The sequence below is a fragment of the Chloroflexota bacterium genome (genome assembly GCA_009840355.1).
In the GTDB taxonomy this organism is placed as follows: domain Bacteria; phylum Chloroflexota; class Dehalococcoidia; order Lucifugimonadales; family JADFKI01; genus Bin90.
In genome coordinates this window covers 1-9,008 of record VXNZ01000032.1, presented here as the reverse complement: position 1 = coordinate 9,008, position 9,008 = coordinate 1, and the positions used below count along the sequence as shown (strand labels likewise).

Here is a 9,008-nt window from a genome sequence, read left to right as displayed (position 1 = left end):
TACTCTTTCAATGCGACTCTATCACCTTCCACTCCATTTGACGACACGACCTAGGGTCTGTTGACATTCAGCCATTGCAGGGGCCCTGGAAATTCTAGAATCGCTGATATACTGAAATAGTGACACGACATGCCTTTTGCGAGAAAGGAAACGTTACATGGCTGCTACAACAAGAACAAAGAAGAGGGTGAACCTACGTGGTTCGGTAAGTGAAATCGACAAGAACGCTTCGTCTTTCCAACTTCAGCCCATACACGGTGATGAGGTGCGTGTGTCTGCATCAAAAGGGGTCCTTGATGAACTAAATCGTGTGTTGAAAGAAGGTGGAGACAACGCACGGCTGCTCGTCAAGGGAGTAGGCGTATATCGGTACAACGAGTTGGAATACTTGATGCAGGTAGATGCCATCAGCCTTATCGCCCCGCTTGATATTGCGGCGCAATTGGATGCTTTACGAAACTTAAAGGATGGCTGGGCGGATGGAGTACAGCACGCCAGGGATTGGGGTAACGGTTACGGCAAAGCGCCTAGCCACGAAGGACTGGACTGGCTTGCCGGCAAGTTCGTGCGTGAATATCCCAGCGACCTGCCTCTACCTCGCGCATATCCTACACCGGAAGGCGGCGTGCAACTGGAATGGAGAATTGGGCGTCACGACATCAGCCTCGAAGTGGCTATTGAAAGTCATTGCGGCGAATGGAACTGGGTTGACCTGAACTCGGAAGAGGAAGGTGAAAAGGCACTGGACATGGATGACGGGAATGATTGGAAGTGGGCCGCCACCGAGTTGCGCCGCTTCAGCGGAGGTATGAATTGAATCCGGATACTCTGCTGTATCGCCAGGTGCATCCGAACTGGATTAGAGATGACTTTCCCACTTCACAGGCATTCACTCCGACACCAAAGGACGAATTGCGTCTTTCGGTTTATGTTGGAGACGGAATCAGCGCGTGATCTTCCTGGGAACACTATACCAGTCAAGGCCTTCTATCTGGCGGTGGCGTAGCGGTTACTCTTGGAGAATGTGAGTGTCTAGGATTAAGTGGGCTTTGCACGAATAGTCGCGGTCATCACATAAAGCGGCGGTTTCGTCATAGGAAGTGCTCGCTGCATGGAGCATCTCGCCTCAGCCTATCATACATCGCTGACGACAGATTCGGCACGCACATAAAGCCCAAGGCTCACAGATTACCGAGTGCGGACGGAGGCAAGCCGTTCAGCGTGGACTTGGGGCGCCAGACCTGCACCTACTACCCGTTCAAGAACACAGGCTGGACTTACCGTCTCAACCCGCGCACTGTGATTTACGGCATGGTATCCTTGTAAGAGAGCGAGAGGAAACGACATGCTTCAGAAAAATGTGCCTGAGAATACTGACATAACCATTCCCAAGCCGCGCATCCTTACCGAGGAAGAATCTCTAAGGATGCGGGAAAACCTTGCCCAGAAGAATTTTGGCATGAGCCTTGAGGAGTTCACGAAGGCATGGAAGGCCGGAGAGTTCGATGGTGATCGCGCCCGCCACGGAAAGGTCATTGCCTTGGCGATGATGTTGCCGGAGTATTGGGAAGATTGACCCTGAATCGGACATCTCACGAAGCCGTAGCAGATCATCTCGAAAATCTCCAGAAACTTGTTTCTTGCGTCACACCTTCGGTCGTTGTTGCCGAGCTTTATCATCCTGCGCCCGCCCCGATTCCCGTTACCATAAACAATGGAGAGCCGGTGTCCCTCCGCGGTCCCTCTCGTTTTCAGTTCGCGTTACGACAATCTTTCATCGCCGTGGATTCTGAACAAAGCTCTTCCTGGCGCGTGGTCGTCAGAAGTTTTTCGTACGAGCTTCACGATTCCGATGGAAGAGAAGTGTTGCTGTACCACTGGCATCCCCGCGGTAGCAGCCCTGTCGTCACTCCCCATATACATTTAGAGGAAGGAGCACAGGTCGGACGCTCTGAAATCCGTGACGCACACCTGCCAACCGGAAACATTTCACTCAACGAGATTCTCCGTGTTCTCATAGACGAAATGCGTGTCCGTCCACTACATTCTGACTGGGAATCAATACTGGCGTGATTACGCCGAATCCAAGTGGACCGGCCCAAAGAAGCATCGGCAGCTTTTGACCGCCCTTGACATTCTATGAGCCTTGGGCTTTATGTGCGTGCCGAATCCGCGCTCATGGATGTAGTACGAGAGTAGTCAGGACGGTCGATGCAGCGAAGCCTTTCCGTGAGGATTGCGCTACTTTATGTGATGATCGCGACTATTCGTGCAAAGCCGATTAAGTGTGATTTCCGATCCTCTGCCCGACTCGCCTCACCATGTATTGATTGACTTTTCGGGGCTGAGCGGTGGACAGAGGAAGCGTAGAGCACAGCGATTGACAGATATGGCGGAAGCCCACAGCTGGTTGTTCCGGCCACAGGATGGCTAATAGACGTCAGCCTTTGTTACTCGAAATAGGATTTCGCAAGTACAAAACCTGAATGTCAACAGGCCCTAATGCCGAAAGTCGCATGACTGCGACCGAGTTGGCCTAGTGAGGTCTGCCTGCAGTATGAACTTTGAGCTTGTGTTGCTCCTGCCTATCCCGTCTTGAGACGCCTAATTTGGGGGTGTCTTTCAGGCTAATCTAAATGCTTTATAATTACATTTATACCGCAACTAGAGAGAATCCAATATGACCCGCCAGACACGGCAACCACAGCCCGAAAACGCTCCCGCAATTCTCACAGACGAGCAACGCCGGCGAGTGGCGGACGCTCTCGAGAGCGCACAGTCGGAAAACACCCGCAAGAACGACGCGAGTCAATATGGGAAATTCAAGGCATGGTGCGAGCAGGAGGGTTACTCCGCACTTCCGGTCCAGCCGGAGGTTCTGGCCGCATATGCGGTGGAGCTTGCCGATGATGGCAAGAGCATGTCCACAATCCGGCTTGCGGTCGCTGCAATCGTCGATGCCCACAGGCGCGTGGGCCTTGAGTCGCCGCAGACTGCCGGCGTCACAGAAACTCTTCGGGGTCTGTCACGACAGATAGGCGTGAGCCAGAAGCAAGCCAGGCCTCTTGATGCAGACGCGCTAGCCGCCATCCGAGCGACCGCGCTCAATCCCCGAAGGTCCAGGGGCGGGCGGTTCGTTCGAGACAGAGGAAACGGCTCTCAAGCGCGGCAGGCTGGACATCGCCCTTGCGTCGGTGATGTCCGATGTGGGCCTGCGCATCTCTGAGGTGGCAGCCCTCAGGTGGCGAGATGTAACAGAGGCTGAAGATGGCGCAGGCCTGGTGTACATTGAGCGATCCAAGACCGATGAGGTGGGAGAAGGTGCCTACGTGGTGGTCACGCCCGAGACCCTGACTGCGCTTAAGAAGCTGCGAGGGGATACTGAGACGTGGAGCGATGAAGCCCCCGTGTTCGGGCTGTCGATGTCGCAGATAAGTCGGCGTGTGGACAGCATGGCGAGAGCCGCGGGCCTGGGCGAGGGTTACTCGGGGCACTCCGGTCGCGTGGGCCCGGCGATCAGGATGACCCGACGGGGAGCGCCGCTGCAGGCGGTGCAGACCCACGGACGCTGGAAGTCGCCGTAGATGCCGGCGCGTTATACTAGGAGCGAGAAGGCACTGGAGTAGCTCGTTTGAAGGTTGGGAAACTCGACTGAACACATTAGATGATTAAACTGGAGCGTCACTGGTATAACTGTCGTTGAGCACTTGAACTTCGCTCTTTGACATGACTTACTAACAGCATTAGGGTTATATGATAAAGTGCTGGTTGTAATTCGATGCCCCAGCTCTGCAGCCGCCAGAGACTTCGCTCGCGGATGGATCATCATTGATTTGCACTGGCGCAGTTAGACTGAAACACATTATATTTCTATAGGCAATATATTGAGAATACTGGGACCAAGAGGGTTGGAGATGCCTGCAAGCTACGCCGAGAGCCTCGAAAACATAACTGAACTTACCCAGGAAACCAGTAGTGGTGAACGATTTGGCAGGAACGAAGCCACAACAAGGCTCCAACTTATAGACAGGTTGCTTTTTGACTGTCTCGGTTGGGACAGGTCTCAATGTGTCACAGAGGATAACTTTCAAGGCAGTTACACCGACTATTCTCTAGGTAAGCCATTCGTGAACTTGATCGTTGAGGCTAAAAGGGAAGATATTTACTTCGATCTTCCATCTGGCTTTGACGACGTCACATACCGGATCGACAGATTCAAACAAGAGGCTCCTGACGTATATAGTGCTATCAGCCAAGCAATGACCTATTGCCAGTCAAGGGGAGTTCCATTCGGAGCTGTGTGTAACGGTCATCAGTTCATCGCTTTCTTGGCTAGCAGAACTGATGGAACCCCTCCAATGCAAGGAAAAGCACTTGTTCTTGGATCGTTGCAGATGATGACGGATCATTTTCTGACACTGTGGGATTGTCTGTCCTTCGCCGGAATTGAAAGTCGCGGCCTGCCCCTGAAACTGCAAGAGACGGGCCAAAGGCCACCTCCCGATAAGCTTGCCCTTCGAATCCCGAATTTTCCTAGATATCAGATCAGAAATCCCATTCAGTCAAATCTCCGCTCTTTTGGTGACCTCATCATTGAAGATGTTGGTAGATTACCAGAGAACGAGGAGGAGTTTCTCAGAGAATGTTACGCAGAGAGCGGAGCTCTCTCTCAATACGCCCTTGTTAGTAAATCAATCTTGCAATCCAAATATTCGCAGGAATTTGAGGAATCTCTCGCCGGTCCCTCACTGACTTCGGCCACTAAGAGAGGCGGCAACCCAAGAATTACGTCGGAAATGCTGGCACAGAGTGCCACAAGGCGGCCAGTCTTACTGATAGGGGACGTTGGTGTCGGCAAAACGATGTTTATTCGTCACTTCATTTCAGTTGAAGCGGCGGATCTCCTGCAGGAAGCCATTGTCCTCTATCTGGACTTAGGAATTAAACCGACGCTTCAGTCTGATTTGGACGAATATCTCCAACAGGAGATCACTAGACAATTGCTGGAAGACTACGAAATTGATATTTCGGACCGTAATTTCGTGCATGCGGTCTATCACGGGGAACTTTCCAGATTTGAAAGGGGTATTTATGGAGGCTTAAGGGACACTGACCGTGCCGAATATGATAGACAGAGGATTCGATTCTTGGAGAAGAAGATCGGGGCCTCGCAGGAGCACTTGAGGCAATGCCTGGAACACATTAGTAAAGGCCGGAATAGGCAAATCGTTATTTTCTTGGATAATGTGGACCAGAGGGTGGACGAGTTCCAACAACAAGCTTTCCTCATTGGACAGAGCATGGCAGAACTTTGGCCAGCCCTGGTATTCGTTGCTCTAAGGCCTGAGACATATCACAGGTCACGGCATGATGGAACATTGAGCGCCTATCATGCGAAGGCGTTCACCATCAGTCCTCCAAGAGTAGACCGAGTGATTCACAGGCGATTGAGATACGCGATCCAGCTGTTGGGCTCAGGAGAGATCGGGAAATCTCTAGAGGGGATCGACTTGAACGTTGATCTAAGCGATCTTACTGATTACCTGGAAATCGTTGATTTCTCATTTCAACACAATGATGAATTAGTTGAATTTGTTGATAATGTTTGCGGGGGTAACATTCGATTGGCCCTTGATTTCGTACGGATTTTTGTGGGAAGCGGACATGCTAACACCGTGAAGATGCTCGACATTTTCCGAGAAACTGGAAGATACGACGTCGCATTCCATGAGTTTCTACGGGCCATAATCTACGGAGACTACAGAGATTATGATCCCAGTTTTTCTGAGATAATCAATTTATTCGATATTGGCGGCGATGATGGAAGAGAGCATTTTCTGGCACCAATTATTCTCGCTTACTTGGGCTCGGACGCGAGAGCCTTTAGAAACAGTGGCTATATCGCTGCCGAAAACATCCATAGATACATTCAAGGCTTAGGATTTCAGCCAGTTCAGATCATTAGCGCCCTGAACAGATTGTTGAGAAAGAAGCTAATAGAAACGGAGACAAAAGATCCACTTTCTGACCGCATTGAATCTACCGACCTTTACTATCGGATCACCACAATTGGCTCCTACTATTGCCAGAAGATGGTTGGTAAGTTTACCTATATTGATGCTGTAGTAGTCGATACCCCTATAGTGGAAAGGACTTTCAGGGAGACCATCTCCGATCAGGTAGCTATTTTGCCGCGATTAGAACGAGCCAATAAATTTCGGCAATACTTAGATTCTCAGTGGCACAAGATGGAGTCTGTGGTCGGAATCTTCGATTGGCGAGATTTTAGTATGCAGCTGAGTGAAGAAATGTCTTACATCAGAACGCAAATACAGCGCTAAATGGAAGAAAATTCTCTAAAGAGTGTAAGGTCGGGGTGACCGTCGTATCTCCTCAGCGCTTGCGACTGCCTTTCGAATTGTACACCACTAGTCCAGCTTCGGCTGCTGGTCAACGACGGTTATTCTGGCCACTTTGCGTCAGTTACTTTGGCCGCTCAGGGTCCTATGTAACTGTCGTTCGTGCGCTTCATTAGTCCGGTAGCTCGGCAGGTCGAACTCGAGTATGACTGAGTGGTGCACGATTCTGTCTATCGCCGCGGCTGTCGCCATCGGATTGGAGAAGGTCTTCTCCCATTCTGAGAAGACCAGGTTGGACGTGATGCCGATCGAGGGGCGCTCGTAGCGCTCGGCTATCAGGGTGAACAGCACCACCGACTCTTCAGCTCCCTACGGCAGGTAACCCAGGTCATCTATGATCAGCAGATCAAAGTTGTCGAGCTTCCTGAGCATCCGCGGCAGGTCGAGGTCGCGCTTGGCAGCGAGAATGTCCTGCACCAGGCGGTACGCCGGGGATGAACAGCACGGATCGTCCGGACTGCACCAACCTGTGCCCGATGGCGCACATAGCGTGCGTCTTGCCGTGCCCGGCGGGCCGAACGCCAGCACGTTTACGTCACGGTCCACGAAGTCCCCTTAGGCAAGACTGGCGATCTGCTGCCTGAGCTTGACCGGCGCACGCTCGTGCTCGAACGTGTCTCAGGTCTTGCCGGCCGACAGCTTCGACGCTCGTCTCAGCCTGTCCACTCTGCGTATGCGCGTGTCCCCCGCCTCCTGCTCCAGCACCTCCACGAGTGTCGGAAGGGCGTCTGCGAGTCCGGCGTCGCTGAAGCGATCGACAGTCTCCGCCGCAAGCGTGGGCAGCCTGAACTGCCGGCACAACTCGCTGATGCGCTCTCCCACTGCGCTTGGCGCGTAAGGTCTCAGTCGTCATCGCGCACCTCCTGCAAGTAGCCTGTCGTAAACACCCAGGTCCACCTCAGCGGACAGCTCAATCTCCGGTATCTCCGGAGAGGCGGGTGCGGCAAGCTGCTTCACCACCGCGTAGTCGAACCTCACCCTGGACTCAAGCAGACGCTCCAGCGCCCTCTCCACCTCGCACTCCATCGTCGCCGCCGCAAGGTGCAGGATGCGAACGTAGTCCACGTCCGCTCGCTTTTCCTTCCAGCCGCACATAGCGTCGTACGCCAGCCGGAAGGTATGAGTCGGGTACAACTGCTCTCTGAAGCGGTAGCGCGCGAACGCGCCGGGTTTGCGCACCAGGGAGCCTATGATGTGGATGTTCGCCTATCGCAACCGGTAAATTCTATTGTCGTGAGCGGCAGATTTCATTGTCGCGTATCACCATCACAGAGTAAGTTAGTGACATTTATGCTGGTCAATCACACTGACATTTATCCTGAACAACGACAGCCGCAGTTGTTGTTGCTTAGCGATTCCGTCCATGTTAACTGCTGAGCGAAAATGTCCGCATGATGGAGCATGTGAGATTGACGCAGCAAGAATAGGCAAGACTTCAGGTACTCAACAACTTACTGGCGGGATATATGACAACGGAGCAGGCAGCGACACTGATGGGACTGAGCACACGCCATACCAGGCGCATACTGGCGGCATACAGCGAGAAGGGAGCAGCCGCAATAGCTTACGGCAACAGAGGTCGCAGGCCTGCCAATGCTACACCGAGCACACTGGCGATCGAGGTGGTACGCCTGGCTCGGACACAATACGCCGGAGTTAACCACACGCACCTGAGCGAGTTGTTGAGGGAGCGAGAGAGTATAGACATCGGTCGCGACACGTTACGCAGGATACTGTCTAACGCCGGTGTGAGCAGCCCGCGTCGTCGTCGGCCTCCGAAGCACCGAGTTCGTCGGCAGCGTATGCCGCGTAATGGTATGCTGATTCAGGTAGACGGCAGCTACCACAGATGGCTTGGGAAAGACGGACCGCGGTTCACGCTGCTGCTGGCGATCGACGACGCCACCGGGACCGTCGTCAACGCCCTGTTCTGCGAACTGGAGAACACGCGCAGCTACTTCCTTCTCCTCGATGGACTGGTGCGGCGCTGCGGCATACCGCTCGCGCTCTATTCGGACCGGCACGCCGTCTTCAAGCACACGCCTTCACCGGAGACTGCCGCCGCCCCACCCAGTTCAGTCGAGCGATGGACGAGCTTGGGATACAGCTGATATTCGCCCAATCGCCTCAGGCCAAGGGTCGCGTAGAACGCGCCGCGGGAACGTTCCAGGACAGGCTCGTCAGCGAACTCCGACTTGCGGGTGCGGCTACCATCGATGACGCCAGCCGCGTGCTGGAAGACTTCCTTCCACGCTTCAACGAACGCTTCAGGGTGCCCGCACGGGAGTCGGCAGTCGCCTATCGAGCGGTAGACGAAGGAGTGTGTCCGGGGAGGATCCTGTGCTTCAAGTACCGGCGCAGAGTCGTCAGGGACAACACGGTCAGATACCGCTGGCGCACCCTGCAGCTGCTGCCCGGCACGGACATGCCGACCTACGCCGGAGCGGCCGTGGATGTGCTCGAAGGGCTGGACGATAGCCTGGCGGTGCAGCACGAGGGGCGCGACATCCCGTCTCAGGAAGCGCCGCCGCGTCCTAGTACCAAGTCCATATGTTGTTGACACGAGCCGTTCTATTCATAACTTTGGCT

Annotated in this window: 9 protein-coding genes and 1 pseudogene; 7 read left to right on the top strand and 3 right to left on the bottom strand. The window is 53.7% G+C overall.

Features of this window, described 5'->3' with window-relative positions; translation table 11 throughout:
• The first annotated feature begins 157 nt into the window (after window positions 1-157).
• From F4X57_09480 to F4X57_09460, 5 genes are all read left to right on the top strand, one after another.
• Entirely contained in the window at window positions 158-817 is a 660-nt protein-coding gene (locus F4X57_09480) for a hypothetical protein (protein MYC07384.1), read from the top strand.
• 528 nt (window positions 818-1,345) lie between these two features.
• Window positions 1,346-1,576, top strand: a complete 231-nt coding sequence (locus tag F4X57_09475) for a hypothetical protein (protein ID MYC07383.1) — start codon at window positions 1,346-1,348, stop codon at window positions 1,574-1,576.
• 1,104 nt (window positions 1,577-2,680) lie between these two features.
• Window positions 2,681-3,226, top strand: coding sequence for a hypothetical protein (locus F4X57_09470; GenBank protein MYC07382.1), 546 nt, complete (start codon window positions 2,681-2,683; stop codon window positions 3,224-3,226).
• Entirely contained in the window at window positions 3,198-3,584 is a 387-nt protein-coding gene (locus F4X57_09465) for a tyrosine-type recombinase/integrase (protein ID MYC07381.1), read from the top strand. Before F4X57_09470 ends, F4X57_09465 begins: the two co-directional genes overlap by 29 nt.
• A 330-nt stretch (window positions 3,585-3,914) precedes the next feature.
• A complete protein-coding gene (locus tag F4X57_09460) occupies window positions 3,915-6,341 on the top strand; it encodes a hypothetical protein (protein ID MYC07380.1) in 2,427 nt (808 codons plus the stop codon).
• A gap of 138 nt (window positions 6,342-6,479) precedes the next feature.
• On the opposite strand, the pseudogene F4X57_09455 reads toward F4X57_09460, so the two are convergent.
• The 3 genes and pseudogenes from F4X57_09455 to F4X57_09445 form a co-directional block, all read right to left on the bottom strand.
• Window positions 6,480-6,906, bottom strand: a pseudogene (locus F4X57_09455) (hypothetical protein).
• A 131-nt stretch (window positions 6,907-7,037) separates the two neighbouring features.
• Window positions 7,038-7,241, bottom strand: a complete 204-nt coding sequence (locus F4X57_09450) for a hypothetical protein (protein MYC07379.1) — start codon at window positions 7,239-7,241, stop codon at window positions 7,038-7,040.
• A gap of 27 nt (window positions 7,242-7,268) precedes the next feature.
• Complete coding sequence (locus tag F4X57_09445; protein ID MYC07378.1) at window positions 7,269-7,598, bottom strand: hypothetical protein; 330 nt, start codon at window positions 7,596-7,598, stop codon at window positions 7,269-7,271.
• Between the two features lie 287 nt (window positions 7,599-7,885).
• Here F4X57_09445 and F4X57_09440 point away from each other — a divergent pair, with 287 nt between their 5' ends.
• Together F4X57_09440 and F4X57_09435 are read left to right on the top strand one after the other, a co-directional pair.
• The gene (locus F4X57_09440; GenBank protein ID MYC07377.1) at window positions 7,886-8,530 is read left to right on the top strand and encodes a helix-turn-helix domain-containing protein; all 645 of its coding nucleotides are present in this window, start codon (window positions 7,886-7,888) and stop codon (window positions 8,528-8,530) included.
• Window positions 8,506-8,979, top strand: a complete 474-nt coding sequence (locus F4X57_09435; protein ID MYC07376.1) for a hypothetical protein — start codon at window positions 8,506-8,508, stop codon at window positions 8,977-8,979. Before F4X57_09440 ends, F4X57_09435 begins: the two co-directional genes overlap by 25 nt.
• The last annotated feature ends 29 nt before the right edge of the window (window positions 8,980-9,008 follow it).

Excerpts from the sequence above, each read along its gene's own strand:
- F4X57_09480 (MYC07384.1), top strand. The coding sequence starts at position 158 with ATGGCTGCTACAACAAGAACAAAGAAGAGGGTGAACCTACGTGGTTCG.
- F4X57_09475 (MYC07383.1), top strand. The coding sequence starts at position 1,346 with ATGCTTCAGAAAAATGTGCCTGAGAATACTGACATAACCATTCCCAAG.
- F4X57_09470 (MYC07382.1), top strand. The coding sequence starts at position 2,681 with ATGACCCGCCAGACACGGCAACCACAGCCCGAAAACGCTCCCGCAATT.
- F4X57_09465 (MYC07381.1), top strand. The coding sequence starts at position 3,198 with ATGTCCGATGTGGGCCTGCGCATCTCTGAGGTGGCAGCCCTCAGGTGG.
- F4X57_09460 (MYC07380.1), top strand. The coding sequence starts at position 3,915 with ATGCCTGCAAGCTACGCCGAGAGCCTCGAAAACATAACTGAACTTACC.
- F4X57_09440 (MYC07377.1), top strand. The coding sequence starts at position 7,886 with ATGACAACGGAGCAGGCAGCGACACTGATGGGACTGAGCACACGCCAT.
- F4X57_09435 (MYC07376.1), top strand. The coding sequence starts at position 8,506 with ATGGACGAGCTTGGGATACAGCTGATATTCGCCCAATCGCCTCAGGCC.